This is a genomic window from Flavobacterium azizsancarii (assembly GCF_027980145.1).
Classification (GTDB): Bacteria; Bacteroidota; Bacteroidia; order Flavobacteriales; family Flavobacteriaceae; genus Flavobacterium; species Flavobacterium azizsancarii.
Genome location: NZ_JAMZNK010000006.1, coordinates 153580 through 174945, shown reverse-complemented (window position 1 = coordinate 174945; position 21366 = coordinate 153580). Strand labels below are relative to the sequence as shown.

The 21366-nt window shown below is 34.8% G+C and carries 13 protein-coding genes; 8 read left to right on the top strand and 5 right to left on the bottom strand.

Annotated features, from left to right (window positions below; translation table 11 throughout):
* Positions 1-509 precede the first annotated feature (509 nt).
* The 5 genes from NJT12_RS06125 to NJT12_RS06105 form a co-directional block, all read right to left on the bottom strand.
* Positions 510-1316, bottom strand: coding sequence for a hypothetical protein (locus tag NJT12_RS06125; protein WP_271335003.1), 807 nt, complete (start codon positions 1314-1316; stop codon positions 510-512).
* 2 nt (positions 1317-1318) lie between these two features.
* The gene (locus NJT12_RS06120; protein ID WP_271335002.1) at positions 1319-1846 is read right to left on the bottom strand and encodes a heavy-metal-associated domain-containing protein; all 528 of its coding nucleotides are present in this window, start codon (positions 1844-1846) and stop codon (positions 1319-1321) included.
* Between the two features lies 1 nt (position 1847).
* Positions 1848-2333, bottom strand: a complete 486-nt coding sequence (locus NJT12_RS06115; protein ID WP_271335001.1) for a TlpA family protein disulfide reductase — start codon at positions 2331-2333, stop codon at positions 1848-1850.
* An 87-nt stretch (positions 2334-2420) separates the two neighbouring features.
* The gene (locus NJT12_RS06110; RefSeq protein ID WP_271335000.1) at positions 2421-2783 is read right to left on the bottom strand and encodes a heavy-metal-associated domain-containing protein; all 363 of its coding nucleotides are present in this window, start codon (positions 2781-2783) and stop codon (positions 2421-2423) included.
* Positions 2784-2944: 161 nt separating this feature from the next.
* Positions 2945-3298: a hypothetical protein gene (locus NJT12_RS06105; protein ID WP_271334999.1), complete on the bottom strand. Its 354-nt coding sequence runs from the start codon at positions 3296-3298 to the stop codon at positions 2945-2947.
* A 268-nt stretch (positions 3299-3566) separates the two neighbouring features.
* On the opposite strand from NJT12_RS06105, the gene NJT12_RS06100 reads away from it, so the two are divergent.
* The 8 genes from NJT12_RS06100 (at position 3567) to NJT12_RS06065 (ending at position 21366) form a co-directional block, all read left to right on the top strand.
* Complete coding sequence (locus NJT12_RS06100; RefSeq protein WP_271334998.1) at positions 3567-5669, top strand: glycoside hydrolase family 97 protein; 2103 nt, start codon at positions 3567-3569, stop codon at positions 5667-5669.
* A gap of 711 nt (positions 5670-6380) precedes the next feature.
* A complete protein-coding gene (locus NJT12_RS06095; RefSeq protein WP_271334997.1) occupies positions 6381-7349 on the top strand; it encodes a type I phosphomannose isomerase catalytic subunit in 969 nt (322 codons plus the stop codon).
* 324 nt (positions 7350-7673) lie between these two features.
* Positions 7674-8684, top strand: a complete 1011-nt coding sequence (locus NJT12_RS06090; protein WP_271334996.1) for a LacI family DNA-binding transcriptional regulator — start codon at positions 7674-7676, stop codon at positions 8682-8684.
* 303 nt (positions 8685-8987) lie between these two features.
* Positions 8988-12077: a SusC/RagA family TonB-linked outer membrane protein gene (locus NJT12_RS06085; RefSeq protein WP_271334995.1), complete on the top strand. Its 3090-nt coding sequence runs from the start codon at positions 8988-8990 to the stop codon at positions 12075-12077.
* Between the two features lie 16 nt (positions 12078-12093).
* Positions 12094-13608: a SusD/RagB family nutrient-binding outer membrane lipoprotein gene (locus tag NJT12_RS06080; protein ID WP_271334994.1), complete on the top strand. Its 1515-nt coding sequence runs from the start codon at positions 12094-12096 to the stop codon at positions 13606-13608.
* A 463-nt stretch (positions 13609-14071) separates the two neighbouring features.
* On the top strand, positions 14072-16060 hold the full coding sequence (locus NJT12_RS06075; protein ID WP_271334993.1) for a beta-mannosidase: 1989 nt from the start codon (positions 14072-14074) through the stop codon (positions 16058-16060).
* 281 nt (positions 16061-16341) lie between these two features.
* Complete coding sequence (locus NJT12_RS06070) at positions 16342-18618, top strand: GH92 family glycosyl hydrolase (protein WP_271334992.1); 2277 nt, start codon at positions 16342-16344, stop codon at positions 18616-18618.
* 462 nt (positions 18619-19080) lie between these two features.
* Complete coding sequence (locus NJT12_RS06065) at positions 19081-21366, top strand: GH92 family glycosyl hydrolase (RefSeq protein WP_271334991.1); 2286 nt, start codon at positions 19081-19083, stop codon at positions 21364-21366.

The following is a 21366-nucleotide window of genomic DNA, read 5'->3' as shown; positions in this document are numbered from 1 at the left end:
TCTTTTTGAAAAATTTAAAAAATAATGATTGTCTATCTGGAAAGAAATCATAGGGGAATGATAACTACAGTAAACCACAGGACAATCACCGGAACTTTTGACACAACCTTTAACACATCTGTGTTCGGTTGTTTCCTCACAAGCTACTATTAAAAATGTTTTGTTTTTAAAACATATCTTTTGTGTTTTAATTCCACGGGCATAATTAAACATTGGACCCATAAAGAAACCAAGTGTTATAATTAGGACTATGTAGAATTTTTTTGTCATAAGGAGGGCAAAATAAAATTTAAATAAAGTAGAGGCTGTTACTTTTATGAAAATATTATACGATTAATTCTTTGTGTATGCATCTTGATATTCAGTAATAATAAACGATTTTTGTTTCACGCAGATTAGAGCAGATTTAAAATAGATCTGCATTTATCCGCTTAAATCTTTTTAAAATCTGCGTGAAATAAAATTTACTCATTCCCAATGGTTATCGTGATAAAATCTTAAAAAGTAATTTATTTCGTCACATTAAAAAAAGTGTATTCCAGTTTTAGGAAAACGCCATCAGTTGCGGCACGGTCCATTGAGCTGTACAATTCTTTTTTATAAGCAAGGTCAATTCTCGCCTGACTATTAATGATAAACTGAATCGAAGGAACAACATCCATATATGATTTTCCGTTTTCGGTTATGGTTTGCCCTGTAAATTCCAGCATCGCATTTATATTGGTCTGTTTGTAACTCGTATATTTTTTAGGATACATTAATTTACCTACTGAAAATGTATAGTTTATAGCATTCTTTCCTAAGGCATCCGGGAAACTATAATCAGGATTGTTCAGTGCACGCACATAACTTACAGAAGAACTCAAAGCTACTTTATGAATCAGTTGAGTGGCCACCAAACCGGCTTCATAACCTGAATTTCCGTTGGCCAGGTCAATAGCTTCCTGAGTAAAAAACGAGTTATTATAACTGTATCTACCAAAGGCAGCCATCCTGAAATGACTTTGCAGATCATCTACAGAAAAGAATCGGTATTTGGCATAAAAACCACCGCCTTTAAGCCCCAAACCATTATCCTGATTGCTTAGAAAAGCTGAGGTACGAACCATTAAATTTTTATTGACTCCCCAGGTAACTTCCGGAGTTAAATTATACATTGAGCCACTTTCATGTTTGTTGTCCATAAGCGATTGTCCAACGCGAACCCCAATAGAACCCGCCGGAACGTTACTGGCAGGTTCTGTTACTACAAAAAGTTCTTGTGCATCTATTTGGAATGAAACAAGGAATAAGAAAATTATTGATAGCTGTTTCATTTTTATAATGTTTTTAGGTAATAATCATTCTCGTTTTCTGTGGCATAACCAGGATATTTAGCATAAGATTTAACTAGTTTTTTATACTCTTTTTGAGTTACAAAACCTTTATCCAATACTCTGTATTTCATTTCTTCATGCGCTACAGGTTTTTTGATGTCGATGAAAGTATAAGTCGCATCATCCATCTTTAAGGTTGTGTTATCCTCAATTTGATCGGTATGAAACTTAGCGGTCAATACCATAGAACCTACGAAAAAACCTGCTTTTTCAACGGCTTTTTTCAAAACTTTTGGCTCGACTGAATTGTCTTTTTTAAAGTAAACCGTAAATGTATTTGTGTTCAGGTCAGTACCAATACTGTCTACCTGAGTTAAGGATTTTAATTGTTTGTTGATCGCATTCGAACACATAGAACAAGTTAATCCTGTTGCCATTATTTCGGCTTTAGTAATTTGCGAATAAGAATTTACACTTGTTAATACTACTAAAAGTGCAGCGGCTATGAATTTTATATGTAAGGTTTTCATTTTATTTGTTTTTTTTGATTTGAGCAATTATTTGTGCTTCGGTTGGGTTTATGGCAATCAGTTTTCCTGATGCATCAAAAAGAAAGGTAGAAGGCAAAGCATCCACTCCAAAAGTTACAGCCGTTTTAGCATCAAAACCTTTTGGGTCAGTTAATTGCTGGTGTTTCATTTTGTCTTTCTCAATTGCTTTTAGCCATTTTGTTTTGTCATTATCAATTGATATTCCAACGATTTCAAAGTTTTGACCTTTGTACTGATCGTACAATTTTACAAGATTTTTATTCGCCATTCGGCAAGGAGCACACCATGATGCCCAAAAGTCGACTAAAACTGTTTTTCCTTTAAAAGAATTTAGTTTAACCGTAGCATTCTTATTGTTCTGAAGTTGAACATACGGAAAACTATCTCCTATTTTTATCTGCGCATTTGTTACAGCAACAGTTGCAATAAGGAGGAATAATGTGATTTTATTTTTTATTTTGAACATGATATTTTTTTTAAAATGCTTGTCTGTAGTATTGTCTTATTCGTTAATAATACAGACAAGCTTGTTTTTTGAATGATTTAATTATGATTATTCTGCTTTTTTAGGGCTTGCATCTCTGTCGTATTGGCAACATCCGTGCAATTCATCATAAACTGCAGTTGGAGCAGTAAAACTTTCGTTATCATATCCGGCATCTGCAACACGTTTTAGTATAGCATCAGGATTGGTCTTTTTATTATCGTAAGTAATCGTTGCAATTTTGGTGTCTTTGTTCCAGTTTACTTTAGCAACATTATCTATGTTTGCAGCTGTTTCAATAGTCTTTTTGCACATGGCGCAATTGCCATTGATTTTTACAGTTTGAGTAGTTTTATTTTTGATTTGCGCGCTGGCGAAAGTAACTGATAGTAATAAAGTTATTACCATCAATAATTTTTTTATTGAGTTCATTATATGTTTTTTTTGTAGATGAATTAATCCTAAAACCACAACAGAAACGATAGCAAATACAGCTATTTCTGTGAATAGAATAGGGATTAAAAAATGTTTTGATTTTTAAAGCCTTAAAATGACTTTGGATAAGACAGACTTATGGCTGTCAGGGAATAAATCTAGCTTATTTTAGGTGGAAGCCAGATAGAACGGAAATCTGAAGAAATAAAGATTTCTGAATAAAAGTAATTTTGTTTTTTGTCAGAAAAACTAAAAAGTGAGTTGTTTTCTGTTTGAAAAATTGCCATTGGCGAAAAACCACAGCTGGACGTTGGAGTACAAGAATTACCTAAACAACCTTTATCGCAGTTATGTTCTTTTTCTTTAGAACCTTTTTTCTTGCAGCAGTTTTCTGATGAAGATTCTTTTTTACAACATGACATTGCTGTCTTTGTTCCATGCGCATAAGTAAGCGTTGGTCCCATAAGGAAACCAAGCGTTACAAGCAGCAATATGTAGAACTTTTTTGTCATAATCAGTGCCAAAGATACTTTTTATTGGTTCTCGTAGTTGTTAATTTTTTTATAAACCTTTTATTTCGATAGATTTTTGGTGTTGATTACTATTCATTTCTTATGTTTTTAATGGGCTGTAAGCTTTTGAATTGTAGTGTCATATATTCTGTTTGGTAAGATTAATTAGTTATTTCGAAATCATAAATTTTACATTAAGTTTACAAGTATGACATTTTTTATTATGTTTGCTAAATCGATTTAGCAACTATTGAAAATTTCTTGATTTATGAAAAATATATTTTTTACCTGCTTTTTTATTATCGTTTCGAATGTATTTGTAGATGCCCAGGAACTAAAATCTCCTGATGGTAATCTTACTATGAAATTTTCAGTAAATACAGCAGGAACTCCTGTTTATTCTTTGATTTACAAGAAAAAAGAAGTGATCAAAGAAAGCAAATTGGGTTTTGTTCTAAAGTCAGATAGTATGCTGAATGAAGGTTTTCAGATCGCTGCCACAAAATTTCAGTCGGATAATAGTATCTGGAAACCGGTTTTGGGAGAACAAAAAGAAATACAAAATCAATATAATGAATTAAAGGCAGATCTTGTGCAAGAAAAGAGTAAGCGAAAAATGTCGATTTACTTTCGTTTGTTTAATGATGGTTTGGGGTTTCGATATGAATTTCCGGTGCAGGATAACTTACGTCACTTTATTATTCAGGAAGAAACTACCGAATTTAATCTGACAGGAGATCATAAACTTTTCTGGATTCCTGGAGATTATGACACGAACGAATATAGTTATACAACTTCAAAAATATCAGAGATGCAATCTTTGGTCTATAAAGCTACACATGTTTCTCTTGCGGCTCAAACGACTATTAAAAATTTGGCAACACAAACGCCTTTAATGATGAAGACCAATGACGGACTTTATATCAATATTCACGAAGCAGCCTTGAAAAATTATCCGGCAATGTGTCTTAATGTCGATGACAAAACGTATTCATTAAGTTCTCATCTCGTTCCGGATGCTGTTGGAAATAAAGGATATATTCAGACCGGAAGTTTTACGCCTTGGCGAACCATTGTAGTGAGTGATGACGCCAGAGCTATTTTAGCATCAAAAATGATTTTGAATCTTAATGAACCTTGTAGTTTTGATGATACTTCCTGGATTAAACCCGTTAAATACATTGGCGTTTGGTGGGAATATTTTACAGGTGGAGGATCTACCTGGGCATATTCTGATAATCAGGATGTTGTAATTGGTGAAACTGATTTCTCTAAATTAAAACCAAATAATACACACGGAGCCAATACAAAACATGTAAAAGAATATATTGATTTCGCCGCAGCAAATGGTTTTGATGCAGTTTTAGTCGAAGGCTGGAATGAAGGCTGGGAAGATAATACGGCTTTCAAAAAAGAACGTATTTATAGTTTTACAAAAGCCTATCCTGATTTTGATGTGAAAGATTTAAGTGATTATGCCAGTAAGAAGAAGGTGAAAATTGTCATGCATCACGAAACTACATCTTCGACTGCTGAGTACGAACGACAATTAAATGATGCCTTCAACTTTATGGTTGATAATAATTATAATGCTGTAAAAACAGGATATGTTGGGCCAATTATTCCAAGAGGAGAACATCATGACGGACAGCAAATGGTCAATCATTATACATATGTAGCCAAAGAAGCTGCCAAACATAAAATAATGGTAGACTCTCATGAAGCAGTTCGTCCAACTGGTTTGCACCGTACCTATCCTAACTGGTTTGCTCAGGAATCAGCGCGAGGAACGGAGTTTGAATCAATGGAAGGAATTCATCCGGATCACACAACAATTTTGCCTTTTACCCGACTAATGGGAGGTCCAATGGATTATACGCCCGGAATTTTTCAGGGAGATTTATCTGTTTACGGAGCTAAAAAGAACAAGCTCAGTACAACACTTGCAAAACAATTGGCATTATATGTTACCATGTACAGTCCGTTGCAAATGGCGGCTGATTTGCCTGAAAATTATATGCGTTTTAATGATGCTTTTCAGTTCATAAAAGATGTCGCGCTGGATTGGGATGCAACTTATGTTCTTGAAGCAGAACCGGGAGATTATATCACGATTGCAAGAAAAACAAAAGGAAAACAAGAATGGTTTGTAGGCGGTATCACCGATGAAAACCCGCGTACGGCTTTGATTGACTTTAGTTTTCTTCCTGCAGGAAAATCATATACAGCAATAATTTATGAAGACGGAAAAACGGCAGATTACAAAACCAATCCACAATCGTATACTATTCGAAAAATAACGGTAAATAGCAAAACAAAATTGAAACAAAAATTAGCAGCGAGTGGTGGAGTTGCTATTTCTATAAAGTAAATTGCTTACGAAATGGCACACGGATGACGCTGATTCGCTAAAGCGAAAACACGGATAAACACGGATTTTTTCTGTTGGTTGGCAAAAAAATCTGCTTGATGTGCCAAATCTGCGAGAGAATAATTAGTGCTAAATAGAAAGCAAAGATAAAACAAAAATTAGCAGCGAGTGGTGGAGTGGCTATTTCTATAAAGTAAATTGCTTACGAAATGGCACGCGGATGAGACGGATTCGCTAAAGCGAAAACACGGATAAACACGGATTTTTTTTCTATTGTTTGTAAAAATCTGAAAAATCTACAAGAAAATAATTTGAGAAAATTTGTGCAATTTGTGGTAAAAAAAACATTTTAATTTGTGGTAAAAAAAAACAAACTTAAGCATATGTAAATGGCACACGGATAAACACGGATTTTTCCCTTCTAGTATTTGTCTAAAAAAAATTGCTTAATCTGCCAGATCTGCGTGAGAAAAAAGTTTAGCCACAGATTTCAAAAATTAAATGATTTGAATTAGACACGTTTATTATTTAAATGAGTCAAATTAATTAGTGGAAATTCGTGTAATTGCTTCGCCTATTTGCTTTTGCTCGGGTCGTGGCAAAAAAAAAGGTTTCACGCAGATTTGGCAGATATTTTAAAAATCATTTTAATCATTTAATCTGTGGCAAAAAGAAAACAACAAACTAGATATTAATTTAAAAAATATAAAAATGAGCATAAAAATGTACCCTTTGCAATTTGAACCAATCCTGAAAGACAGAATTTGGGGAGGAGAAAAACTACAAACAGTTCTTAATAAACCAATCACATCTGAGATTACAGGAGAAAGTTGGGAATTGTCTACCGTAGAAGGTGATGTAAGCGTTGTGGCTAATGGAGAATTAAAAGGAAAATCATTAACAGAATTAATTGACGGATCACCAAACGAAATTTTAGGTACAGCAGTTTATAAACGATTTGGCAATCAGTTTCCTTTATTGTTTAAATATCTGGATGCGCGCGAAGATCTTTCGATACAAGTACACCCAAATGATAAATTGGCAAAAGAACGTCACAATTCTTTTGGTAAAACTGAAATGTGGTACGTGATGCAGGCAGATACTGATGCAAGAATTATAGTAGGTTTTAAAGAAGATTCGAGTAAAGAAGAATATCTGGAAAATCTAAATAATAATACATTGGTTTCTATTCTGGATGATGTAAAAGTAAATGCAGGAGATGTTTTCTTTCTTGAAACCGGAACTGTTCACGCAATTGGGGCAGGATTGGTTGTGGCTGAAATCCAGCAGACATCTGATATTACCTATCGATTGTATGATTTTGACAGGGTAGATGCTCAGGGAAACAAAAGAGAACTACATGTTGATTTAGCACTCGATGCCATTAATTATAATAAAACAGATACACATAAAAAATATGAAACGGTTTCAAATCAATCGAATGTAATTGTTGATTGTCCTTATTTTACCACTAATTTTATTCCGTTAGACGGAAAAATTGAAGGGAATAAAAACGGAGAGACTTTTACGGTTTACATGTGTATCGAAGGTTCTTTTGAAATGAGATATGAAAACGTAACCTATCAATATAAAAAAGGGGATACAGTTTTGATTCCTGCTGATATGCGCAGTTATATCCTAGATGGTTCAGCATCAATATTAGAAGTATTTATTTCATAAATACGAGAATAAAAAATAATTTTATTTTTAAAGTATTGCATTAAACACAGCAGTTACAAGGATAATTCATTACGAAAGAAACATTTTTTTGCGAGATCACAGAAACACAATAACAGATTATTCATATTAAAATAGCAGGCTTCGTTTAAAGAATAATAAAATGATTAATGGTAGAAATACTTGTATTTACTGATGATTATATGATTAATTCACTTTAAAAAAACGATTAGTTTAAAAAAATAATTACAAAATCGTTTTAGTAACTATTTTTATATATATTTGTGACATTATTAGTAAGAACTTAATAAAAAATTAACTCGCGTGATGAAAAAGATTACTATTAAGGATATTGCCACAGAGGCGCAAGTGTCTATATCTACTGTATCTTTTGTCATTAATGATAAAGGCGAGAAAATGGGGATTAGCCCCGCGGTGATTAAAAAAGTGCAGGAAGTTGCAGAAAAGCTTAATTATCGACCTAGCATGATTGCTACAAGTCTTAGAACCGGAAAAACGAGATCTATAGGTTTAATTGTCGAAGATATTTCGAATCAGTTTTTTGCTGACCTCGCCAGGGTTATAGAAGACGAAGCAAAAAGTATCGACTACAGGGTTTTTTATTGTAGTACTGGCGGTGATGATGAACGTTCTGAAGAATTGATCCATAGCCTTTTGCAGGCAAATGTTGATGGGTTTATTATTGCACCAACAGAAAACCTTGAGGAAAGTATTGAACTGCTCTTAAAATTAAAAAAACCGGTTGTATTGATCGACAGGTATTTTCCGGGCCAGAGAGTAAGCCATGTCGTAATGGATAATTATGAAGCTTCTCATCAGGCAATGAAATTCCTGATCAATAAAGGGCGTAAAAATATTGCTATAGTCAATAGCAAGTCTGAAATGATTCAGATGAAATTGAGAGAAGATGGTTGTCGCGATGCATTAAAAGAATTCGAAATTTATAATGAATCATTCGTGCTTCATATGGATTACCATAGTAATGAAGAGGCTAAAATAGCAACAATAAAAGATTTTTTTAAAAAGAATCCTGCCATTGATGCCGTTATATTCTTAGCAAATTATATGGGTCTTGCGGGGCTTCAGGCTTTTAGAAGCATGGGAATCAGGATTCCTGAAGATATTTCAGTAATTAGCTTTGATGATCATGACAGTTATAAGCTGCACACGCCAACAATTACAGTTATTGCGCATCCTATTAAAGATATTGCAGTAAAGTCAATACAGTTATTAATGAGCCAGATGACTGATATGGATAAATTTAAAGTAGAAAAAAGTATCAAAAAAGGAGAATTGATTGTTCGGGAATCAGTTTAGTTTTTAGGATAAATTTTAAAATAAAAAAGAAAAAAAGCCTTGTGTTTTTTTTTAGTTATTTTACTAAATCGTTTTAGTAGATTTTAGATGGATTGAACTGATAATCAGTTATTTTTTTAATCTGTTTACTATATCGATTTCTTAAAATTAGAAGAATGTTTACATGACTATTAAATCATAGTGTTTATAGGTTGGAGAGCTATAAATACCATATTAAAATTGAGTTCAAATTTTTACTAATTATTAAAACAATCACGTTCAAACAAAACAAAAATCAAAACGAATAACCAAAAAAAAATGCTTATGAAACGAATATTGGCAGTGTTAGGAATGGTATTGTTTTGCAGCTTAGGAGCTGTGGCGCAAAACCGATTAATAACGGGTATAGTGGCGGATGCAGAAAACAAGGGAGTTGTTGCTGCGTCTATAGAAGTTCAGGGAAAACCGTTTAATGCAATTACAGATGCGGAAGGCCGATTTAAAATGAATGTTCCGGAAGGAAAAGTTACCTTAAATGTATCGTCTATTGGTTTTGCATCAAAACAAGTAGTACTTCAGGAAAATGAAAACCGCGTTTCGGTTGTATTGTTAGAAAATACACAGGAATTAAAGGATGTTGTAGTAACTTCATTTGGAGTTAAAAAACAAAAGAAAAGTTTGGGTTATGCAGTTGGAGAACTGAAAGGCGATGAACTGACTAAGAATAAAGAAATTAACTTAGGGAATGCCCTTCAGGGAAAAATTGCCGGGGTTAACGTTTCTGCACCGGTTTCAGGACCATCAGGTTCCAGTCGTGTGGTAATTCGTGGAGCAACTTCAGCTTCAGGACTTAACCAGCCTTTGTATGTTGTAGATGGTATCCCAATCGACAACAGCCAGCAAGGAAATGCAAATATGTGGGGAGGAGCTGATAAAGGAGATGGTATGTCATCATTTAATCCGGATGATATCGCTTCTATGTCAGTATTAAAAGGTAGTGCTGCTTCTGCTCTTTACGGGTACAGAGGATCAAATGGTGTAATCTTGATTACGACCAAAAAAGGAAAAGCTGGTACAGGGCTTGGTGTAGATTTTAGTACAAATTCTACCTTTAATACTCCTGCAAGCCTTTTGAACTGGCAAGATCAATACGGTACAGGAGAACCTTTAAATGGTGTAGCGACAAGATATAATAATTTACAACAACTTAGGGATAATTACTATAATGCGTGGGGCGACAGATATGACGGAACTCCTTCTCTTTCTCTTGATGGAAAAAACAGACCTTACCAGGCATATGGAAATAATAATGTAGAGAATTTCTACAGAACAGGTTATTCGTTTAGTAATACTTTGGCAATTTCTGGTGGAAATGAAACTACTAACTTCAGATTGTCATTTGGAAATACAAAAGACGAGTCAATTTTACCGGGAACAAATTTCGGAAGAAATAACATTGCATTGAATCTGAACTCAGCTGTAAATGAGAAAATTAGTATTGAAACAAATGCACAGTACATTACAGAGAAAAGTCACAACAGACCTTATTTGAATGACTCTCCAAGAAATGCCTCTTTTCCAACGACATTTTTGACTCCGGGAACAGACATCAGATGGTTAAGCAACGGATATGACGCAAATGGTGGTGAGGCCGATTATTTTGGTTCCAATACCTACCAGACAAATCCTTACTTTGCAACACAACAACCTTTGAACGATGATCTTAGAAAACGTTTTATAGGTTCTGCAAAAGTAAATTATAACATTACAGATAAAATTTACGCAAAAGGGGTAATTGGTATTGATGATATTAATTATGAATATACTGAAATCGAGCCTACAGGAATCAACTATAATCCGGGAGGATCTTATGAAAACAGAGTAGAGAGCCGTTCAGAATATAATGCTTCGGGTTATTTAGGATATAAAGGAGATATTGCAAAAAATCTTTCTTTAGATGCTTTCGTTGGAGCGAACCGTCAACACAACAGATACAGCGGTATTAAAATGAAAGGAAATAATTTTATAGTTCCGTTCAAATATTTCTATGGAAATACACAGCCTGATAAAACTGAAAAATTGTTTTCAGAAAGCGAAGTAAACTCTCTTTTCTACTCAGCTGATATAGGATACAAAGATTTCTTATATGTAAACTTAACAGGTCGTGAAGATTGGTTTTCGACTCTGGATCCATCAAATAACAGTACTTTTTATCCCTCTGTAAGTACCAGTTTTATTTATTCTGAGATCATCAAATTACCGGAATGGATGTCTTATGGTAAAATTAGAGCAGGTTGGGGGAACGTAGGAGGAGCTTTGCCTGATGCATATGCTTTGGCATTGACTTATACGGCACCAGACGGACAAACAGATTCTCAGGGACAGCCAATTTTGGGTGTTAACGGAGAAACAGTACCCAATAAATTCTTAAAACCTTATAATGTAAGTACAATAGAATTTGGTTTCGAAAATACTTTCTTCAATAACAGAGTAAGTACAGATTTAACTTTCTACCAGAAGAAAACAACGAATGATATTACTGATGCTGATATTTCTCAGGCTTCCGGTTATAAAACTACAAAAATCAACGTAGGAGAAATTATGAACAAAGGGGTTGAATTTGCGATAAATGTAAAAGCGATAAAAACACCTGTTTTTTCATGGAGCATAGGATACAATTTTGCTTACAATCATAGTGAAGTGCTTAATTTATCGGATAACATAACGACTAAAAAACTTGACGACAACAGAGATGGAAAAGCTTCTGTGGTTCTGGAAAAAGGGCAGCCTTTTGGAACAATAAAAGCATATGATTATTTGAGAGACGCACAAGGGGATATCGTATTGGATACAAATGGTAAATTCCTGAGAGGTAATTTAATTAATGTTGGACAAGGTGTAGCGCCAACAGCAATGGGACTTTCAAATGATTTCTCTTATAAAAATTTCACACTTTCAATTTTCGTAGATGCTAAATTTGGAGGAGAAATCTATTCAGCAACCAATCAATTAGGAGCACGCTACGGATTGTCTGAAGAGACACTTGCCGGACGTGAAGGCGGAATTGTAGTAAGCGGAAAAGATATTAACGGAAATCCTGTAAACACGACTGTTTCTGCATATGATTACTGGAGAAGTTATAGTGATGTATCATCAAACTTTGTGTATGATGCTGATTTTGTGAAGTTAAGAGCGGTTTCTTTTAGCTACAATTTCCCTAAAGCATATCTTGCAAAAACGCCATTTCAATCGATTAGTTTAGCATTTTCTGCTCACAATTTATGGACAATTTATGATAAAGTGCCAAACATTGATCCGGAATCGAACTATTCTAACAGCAATGCGCAAGGTCTTGAAAGAGCTTCTATGCCTTTGACAAGAAATTATGGTGTTACGCTTAATGTCAAATTTTAATAATAAAGATTGAAAGATGAAAAATAAATTTATAAAAATATTCTGTATCACAATCGTTGGTGCAATGACATTAACTTCATGTGACAAAGGATTCGAGGAAATGAATAAGAATCCAAATGCTTTGACAGATCCGGCTGTAAAATCAATGTTTACACTTGCTGAGATTTATGTAGACGGACAGGATTATTCTAATACCAGAGGAAACAATGGTTATGCAGGTCAAATAGTGCAGCACTTTGCTTCATTAGGAGGTCCGGGGTCAAAATATACTTATGTTGCGGAATATTCAGGTTCTCTTTTTGGAGAATCATACGGTAAAGGACTGAATCAGATTTTTCAGTTAATGTCTGTTGTAAAAGACGCACCGGAAAATTCGAATATGGTTCAGGCGCTTAGAATCATGAAAGTACTAATGTTTCAAAAACTGACAGATACTTACGGTGAAGTTCCTTATTTTGAAGCAGGAAAAGGGTATAATGGAAATGTTTTTACTCCAAAATACGATACACAAGAAGCAATCTACAATGACCTTTTAAAAGAATTAGACGAAGCCGGAGACGCTTTAGATGCTGGTAAAGGATTTGTAGGTGCAGCTGATTTATATTATCAAAGTGATGTTAGCCAATGGAAAAAACTGGCCAATTCATTAATGTTGAGAGTAGCAATGCGTTTGTCTAAAGTAAACCCTGCAAAAGCACAACAATATGTAGAGAAAGCAGTAGCTAAAGGAGTTTTTACATCAAATGATGATAGTCTTGTTTTACAGCATGATGCAGGTCCGGCAGGAGTCAGAACAAATCCTATTACATCTTCATGGGTTAGAAATGATCTGAATGGTGGAGAAGCTAATATAAAATTCAGTAAAACATTTATCGATTTATTGAAAAACAATAACGATCCGCGTTTGAGAATTTATGCCAAATTAGAGGCTAGTGGAGACAATAATCCGGCAAACCAACAAGGTCTTGCAAATGATGCAAAAGAATTTCCGGGTGGAGACAAAAAATTATTCTCTGATCCTAATACCTCAACAGTATTGCGCTTAGACGCACCTACTTTGTTAATGTCTTATGCTGAGGTTCAGTTTATCCTTGCAGAAGCAGCTGTAAAAGGCTGGAATGTTGGCGGAACGGCACAGAAATATTATGAAGACGGAGTAAAAGGAGCAATGCAGGAACTGACTATTTTTGGAGACAAAGTACCGGCAGTTTCAACAGCAGAATACAACACTTATATTGCAGCTCATGCTTTTAAATCTGCAGGAACAGAGGCTGAAAAAATCGAACAAATTATAACTCAAAAATGGATTGTATTGTTGTTCAACGGTTTCGAAGCATTCTCAGAATACAGACGAACAGGATTTCCTGTTTTAGTTCCGGTAAATGATCCAATAGGAGAAACAAAAGGAACTATACCAAGAAGATTAATTTATGATCAGTCAGAGTTGATAACAAATGCAGCTAATTATAAAGAAGCAGTTTCACGCCAGGGGTTGGATGTAATGACAACCAGAATTTGGTGGGATAAATAATTAATTTGGTTAAGTTAGTTAAAATAAGTCGGATGGGATATACATCCCGTCCCGGCTTATTTTTAAGTTTCTATTTTGATTTTCATTAAATTAGAGGAGTTTTATGCTACAATCATTCAGATGTTTTAGTCCTTTTTTTTCGCAAAAGATAAATTTGCTTTTACTGAAAAAGGTGGAATTATTTTTAGAAGAATGTAATAGAAGGATAAATATTTTTTTAAGATTTAGAAAGCCACAATCAGAAATCTATCCCTTTCCGACGTTTGGGAATCGGGACTAAAATCAAAAATTAAATCAAGCTTGGCAGCCGTAAAAAAAGGAAATGATTTCAGGATATTTTGTTAGTTACTTTTATTCCGTAATACACCCTAAAACGAGAAGGCAATAATAGAGATAATCGGTTATCCTTCTCACACTGCCAGCGACAGAATTGAAAAATACAGTAATTTATTATTCAGTAAATATGGAGTATAAAAAAAGATTTTATTGGTTTGTCGGTATTTGTCTCGCCAATTTTTCATTGGCGGCAAATGCCCAAAATACAGATTTGAAAACCGGATGGCAGTATCGCGAAACGAAAACTGAAAAATGGCACCCTGCCACAGTTCCCGGAGAAATACATACTGATTTGTTGAACAACAAATTAATACCGGATCCATTTTACAGAGATAATGAAAAAAAACTGGAATGGATCGAAAAGAAAGACTGGGAATATAAAACTACTTTTCAGGTTACTCCGGCAACATTAAAAAAGAAAAACGCCGAACTGGTCTTTGATGGTTTGGATACGTACGCAACAGTCTACCTGAACAATCAATTGGTTTTAAAAGCCGATAATATGTTCCGTCAATGGAGAGTTGATGTAAAAAAACTAATTAAATCAGGAAATAATGATTTGGTTATCGTTTTTAAATCGGCACAGAATGTAGTGGATTCACTTGCCAAGAAAGATTTTCCGTTTGTAATTCCGGATAATCCCCGTGCTTATGTGCGTAAAGCGCAATATCATTTTGGATGGGATTGGGGACCAAAATTTACCACTTGCGGCATCTGGAAAACACCACGATTAGAAGCTTATGATACAAAAGCTCCTGAGAAACCTTATGTTTTAGATCGCAAAATCGAGTTGGTACAACAACCGGATAATTTGGGTAAAACATTTTATTTTAAAATCGATGGAAAACCGGTTTACATGAAAGGGGCCAATTATATCCCGTCAGATGCATTTCTTTCAAGAGTAACCAAAAAAGAATACGAAAAAGTAATTGGAATGGCCAAAGACGCCAATATGAATATGCTTCGTGTTTGGGGTGGAGGAATTTATGAAGACGATTATTTTTATGATCTATGCGATAAAAACGGAATCTATGTCTGGCAGGATTTTATGTTTGCCGGAACAATGGTACCTGGAGATGATGCTTTTTTTGATAATGTAAAAAAAGAAGTTCAGTATCAGGTAAAACGTTTACGCCATCATAAAAGTATTGTTTTATGGTGTGGTAATAATGAAATCGATGAAGCATTTAAAAGCTGGGGCTGGCAAAAAAGCATGAACATGTCCAAGCAGGATTCAACTCGTTTATGGAAAGACTATGTTCGTTTGTTTCAGGATAGTATTCCAAAATGGGTAAAAGAAGTCGATAACAAAAGACCGTATATCAGTTCGTCACCATTATTTCACTGGTCAAAAGAAAAAAGCCTTACTGAGGGAGACAGTCACTATTGGGGAACCTGGTGGGGATTAGAAGATGTAGAAGCCGTGCAGAAAAAAACAGGTCGTTTTGTGAGCGAATACGGAATGCAGGCAATGCCAACATATTCTTCGATCGAAAAATTTACTTTACCGGAAGACCGCTATTTATATTCGGATATTTTGCAGGCACATCAAAAAGCCGGAAAAGGATTCATGAAATTAGATTCTTATCTGAACAGATATTTCATTGATTCAACCAAAATAAAGAAAATGAATGTTGAGGATTATTCATACCTCACACAATGTTTACAATATTATTCGCTTAAAAATATTATAGGAATTCACCGTTCAAAAGCACCTTATAATATGGGAACATTGGTTTGGCAACTTAATGATTGCTGGCCGGTAGCAAGCTGGAGCGTAACCGATTATTATGATCGTCAGCCCAAAGCAGCCTGGTACGCCATGAAAGAAGCGTATCGTGATGATAAAACTCCCGAAATTGATTTGACACGTCCGATAGATTTAAAACTCGAAGACCCACAAATCACATGGAAAGTACAAGGAAATAAACTGATTTTAAAAGCTTCAAAATTTGCCAAATATGTAAACGTTTCCATAAAAGGGTATACCGGAAAATGGAGCGATAATTACATGGATTTAAAAGCAGGCGAAGAAAAAACAATTACGTTCGAAGGGAAAATTGCAAAGCCGGAAGTAAAAGTTTATTCTCTGTATAATGTTTTAAAGAGGTACTAAGTTTTTTTAGGAACAAAGGAACAAAGGAACAAAGGAACAAAGGTTCAAAGGTTCAAAGGTTCAAAGGGACAAAGGTTTCTTGTATTATGAATAAAACAAGGTTCAAAGGTTTTCCGTAGAGGCGCACAGCAGTGCGTCTCCTTGTGGCCCTTGCATATCCCAATAACTATCAGGATTGTGCTCTGCGATTAATTTTTCAGACTCAAAGATTAAAAAAAATCCGTGTAAATCAGTTTAACCCGTATCATCCGTGGCCCATTCAACAAATCAAATAAAAAAATATGTTTACAAAATATAACAAAATAGTTTTTAGCGGAATCTGTGCTTTAAACCTGTTTTTTGCCAATCCTGTCATTTCGCAGGAAAAGAAAGTAAAACAAAACAATATAGATTATACCCAATATGTAAATCCATATATAGGATCTGCAGGTCATGGTCACGTATTTGTGGGAGCCAATGTTCCTTTTGGAGCAGTGCAATTAGGACCGGTAAATGTTTTTGAAGGCTGGGATTGGTGCAGCGGATACAACTATGCCAGTAATACCATATTAGGTTTTACACACACGCACTTAAGCGGAACAGGAATCGGAGATTTAAATGATATTTTGTTATTGCCGGTATCAGGAAAAGTGCCGCTTACCAAAGGAACAAAAGAAGATATGGCAACGGGTTATGGTTCCTATTTCTCTCATAAAAATGAAGTAACGAAAGCGGGATATTACAGTGTTTTGCTTGACAAATACAAAATCAAAGCTGAATTGACAGCGAGCGAAAGAGTTGGTTTTCATAAATATACTTTTAATACTACTACAGATAATCACGTTTTATTGGATCTTGCAGACGGTATAGGCTGGGACAAACCGGTAAAAACTTTTATCAAAAAAATAAACGCAACCACCCTTGCAGGATATCGTTATTCTACAGGTTGGGCAACTGACCAACGTGTCTTTTTTACTATGGAATTCTCAGAGCCAATTTCTAAAATGGCTTTATACGACAGTATAACTGTTGTTGCGGGAAATGAAGGTGAAGCGGTAAGAATGAAAGCTGTTTTGGATTTTGCAACTTTAAAAAACAAACAAGTTTTAGTAAAAGTCGGAATTTCTCCTGTAAGTTATGAGAATGCTGCTGCCAATATCAAAGCTGAAATTCCAGGTTGGGATTTTAATGCTGTAGTAAAAGAAGCCACTTCAAAATGGAACAAAGAATTAAATAAGATTCAGATAAAAGGAGATGATAAAACGATGAAAGTTTTTTACACTGCCATGTATCATACCATGTTTGCACCTTCAATTTTTAATGATGTAAACGGAGATTACAGAGGAACAGATAAAAAAGTATACGAAAAAGCAGGATTTACCAACTATACGACTTTTTCGCTTTGGGATACCTACCGTGCTTTACATCCTTTATATACCATCACTCATCCCGATAAAATCAATGATATTGTTAAATCATTTTTAGCCATCTACCAACAGCAAGGAAGATTACCGGTTTGGCATTTGATGGGGAACGAAACCAATACCATGAATGGGAATCACTCGATCGCTGTTATTGTAGATGCCTATATGAAAGGATACAGAGATTATGATGTAGCATTGGCGTATGAAGCAATCAAAAAAACTGCCATGCAAACACGTGAAGGAATGGATTATGTTCAAAAACTAGAATACATTCCTGCTGATAAATTGTTAGAATCAGTTGGTAATGCTTTAGAATATGCAATAGATGATTATTGTATTGCACTAATGGCTAAAGATTTGAATAAGACAGACGATTATAATTATTTTACCAAAAGAGCCAATTTGTACAAACTTTATTTTGATAAAGAAACGACATTCATGAGAGGTAAATTGACAGACGGAAATTGGAGAACACCATTTAATCCGCTTTCATCCGCCCATCGTAAAGACGATTATGTAGAGGGAAATGCGTGGCAATACACTTGGTTAGTTCCTCAGGATCCTCACGGTTTGATTGAATTATTTGGAAGCGAAGATAAATTCTTAGCCAAATTAGATTCACTTTTCCTAATCACAGATAAAGTAGAAGGTGAAGAAATTTCACCGGATATTAGTGGATTAATTGGTCAATATGCACAAGGAAATGAGCCAAACCATCATATTCCTTATTTGTATGCATTCGCAGGACAGCCTTGGAAAACGGCTAAACTAATCCGTGAAATTGATGATAAATTCTACTCTACAAAACCAGACGGATTATGTGGAAATGAAGATTTAGGACAAATGTCGGCTTGGTATATTTTCTCTTCAATGGGATTCTATTCCGTTAATCCTGCAAATAGAGTTTATATTTTGGGAAGTCCAATTGTAAATACAGCTACAATTCATCATAAAGAAGGTATTTCGTTTACATTGAATGCAATAAACAATAGTAAAACCAATATCTACATTCAAAAAGCAGAATACAACGGAAAACCTTATACAAAATCATACATTACACATGATATGATTGTAAAAGGAGGCGAATTAAAATTGTATATGGGAAGCAAACCATCGACAACTTTTGGAGTGAAAAAAGAAGATAGACCGCTTTAGGGAGTTTTTAGTTTTCAGTCGCAGTTTTCAGTTTCCTAACAGGTTTTCAAAACCTGTTAGGTATAATTTAAGATTTGAGGTTTACGCCAGTTGTTTCAAAGTTTAAAATTAGTTTTCAGTTTCCTAACAGGTTTTCAAAACCTGTTAGATACAGTTTAAGTTTTCAGGTTTACGCCAGTTTTGTCAAAGTTTAAAATTAGTTTTCAGTTTCCTAACAGGTTTTCAAAACCTGTTAGGTATAATTTAAGATTTGAGGTTTACGCCAGTTTTGTCAAAGTTTAAAATTAGTTTTCAGTTTCCTAATAGGTTTTCAAAACCTGTTAGGTATAATTTAAGATTTCAGGTTTACGCCAGCTTTGTCAAAGTTTCGAACTTTGACAAAGCTTATCGAGATTCAGATTTTAGAATAAATACATAATAGCTAACAGGTTTTCAAAACCTGTCAGGATAATAAATAAGAATATGAAAATAAAGAGTTTAATTTTTTTAGGGCTACTACATTGTTGCGTTTTTGCAAATGCACAAGTAAAAACGATAGATCCTGTAGAATATGTAAATCCTTTAATGGGGACACAATCGTTGCATAGTCTTTCTAACGGAAATACGTATCCAGCAATTTGCCGACCTTGGGGAATGAATTTCTGGACACCTCAAACCGGAAAGATGGGCGACGGATGGGCGTATGTTTATACCGCAGAAAAGATTAGAGGATTCAAACAAACACACCAGCCTTCGCCCTGGATGAACGATTACGGACAGTTTTCGATCATGCCGGTTACTGGTAAACTAAGTTTTGCCGAAGACGAAAGAGGAAGTTGGTTCAGCCATAAAGCTGAGGTTTCAAAACCATATTATTACAGCGTATATCTTGCTGATTATGATGTGACGACCGAAATTACAGCTACAGAAAGAGCAGCACATTTTCAGATTACATTCCCGGAAAACGAACAATCTTCAATCGTAATTGATGCTTTTGATAAAGGTTCCTATATCAAAATTATTCCGTCAGAAAATAAAATTATTGGTTATACAACCCGTAATAGTGGTGGAGTTCCTCAGAATTTCAGAAACTATTTTGTATTGCAATTCGATAAGCCATTTGCAACCAATTATACATGGCATGATAAAGTTTTAGAAAAAGACAAACTAGAGTTAACAGACAATCATGTTGGTGCAGTTGTAGGTTTTAAAACTAAAAGAGGAGAAATAGTAAACGTAAAAGTTTCTTCTTCTTTTATTAGTGCAGAACAAGCGGAGTTGAATTTAGCCACTGAATTAGGAAAAGCTTCCTTTAATGAAACTGTAGCTGAATCTAAAAAAGAATGGAATAAAGTTTTAGGAAAATTAACTGCCGAAGGTGGCAGCGATGAACAGTTAAAAACATTTTATTCCAGCTTATATCGTACTGTTTGTTTTCCTCAGAAACAATATGAAATAGATGCCAACGGAAAAACGGTACACTATAGCCCATATAATGGGAAAGTATTGCCGGGTTATATGTTTGCAGGAACTGGTTTTTGGGATACGTTCCGCGCTTTATATCCTTTACTAAATTTAGTTTACCCTTCTATCAATAAAGAAATGCAGGAAGGATTAATCAACGATTATAAAGAAGGCGGTTTCTTGCCGGAATGGTCAAGTCCCGGATTTAGAGATGTAATGGTAGGGAACAATTCGGCATCTGTAGTTGCGGATGCTTATATAAAAGGATTGCGAGGATACGATATCAACAAATTATATGAAGCCTTGCTGCACGGAGCCAATAACGAAGGACCATTAGATGCTGTGGGGAGAAAAGGAGTAGAGTATTATAACACTTTAGGATATGTTCCTTATGATGTAAAAATCAATGAAAATGCTGCAAGAACATTAGAATATGCCTACGATGATTTTACGATCTGGAAATTGGCGAAAGCCTTAAACCGCCCGAAAAAAGAAATCAGCTTATTCGAAAAACGAATGATGAATTATAAGAATCTTTATAATCCTGAAATTGGCCTGATGAGCGGTAGAAATAAAGACGGAAGTTTTCCAAAAAACTTTAATCCGTTTAAATGGGGAGATGCTTTTACCGAAGGAAATGCGTGGCATTACAGCTGGAGTGTTTTTCATGACATCAATGGTTTGATTGATTTAATGGGAGGTCAGAAAAAATTCACGGCTAAATTAGATGCTGTTTTTACGACTCCGCCAATTTTTGATGATAGTTATTACGGCGCAGTTATTCATGAAATCCGCGAAATGCAAATCATGAACATGGGACAATATGCACACGGAAATCAGCCTATTCAACATATGATTTATTTGTATAATTATGCAGGTGAACCCTGGAAAACACAATATTGGTCAAGAGAAGTAATGAACCGTTTGTACAAACCAACTCCGGATGGATATTGCGGAGATGAGGATAACGGACAAACTTCGGCCTGGTATGTTTTTTCAGCAATGGGATTCTATCCAGTTTGTCCCGGAACAGATGAATATGTTCTTGGTGCTCCGCTATTTAAAAAAGTAACTGTACAGTTAGAAAACGGAAAACAATTGGTTATAAATGCACCAAATAATTCGGAAACTAATAAGTATGTTCAGGAATTAAAATGGAACAATGCAACGCATACCAAAAATTATATCAATCATTTTGATATCTTAAAAGGTGGCGAATTGAATTTTGACATGAACAGTCAGCCTAATTTACAAAGAGGAACTTCATCAAGTGCCTTTCCATATTCTTACTCAACCTCAAAATAA